Raw genomic sequence first — 254 nt, 5'->3', positions numbered from 1 at the left:
ACGAGGTACGCGGTCGTGACGGATGCAATGGCGAGCGCGAACAGGATGTTCGGATAGATGCGTGCGACGCGCGCGACGTAAAAATTATGCGGGCCTTGCGTCGCGAGTTCATCGCGATACGTGTACGTGAGAATGAAGCCCGAGAGCACGAAGAAGAGGGAAACAGCCGAGCGCCCGCCATCGACGAAATTGAAGAACGAAACGGGCGTATTGAGCAGTTCGAGTTCGCGGTAATGCGACAGGACGACGGTCAG

The 254-nt window shown here is 57.5% G+C and carries 1 protein-coding gene; it reads right to left on the bottom strand.

Features of this window, described 5'->3' with window-relative positions:
* Positions 1–254 (bottom strand): acyltransferase family protein (locus tag SB753_RS39350; protein ID WP_410805460.1); only part of this gene is annotated, 254 nt, incomplete at both ends.

The organism is Paraburkholderia sp. SIMBA_053, assembly GCF_046534895.1.
Lineage (GTDB): Bacteria > Pseudomonadota > Gammaproteobacteria > Burkholderiales > Burkholderiaceae > Paraburkholderia > Paraburkholderia caledonica.
The sequence above is the reverse complement of the archived record's forward strand: the minus strand, read 5'-3'. Positions and strand labels throughout refer to the sequence as shown.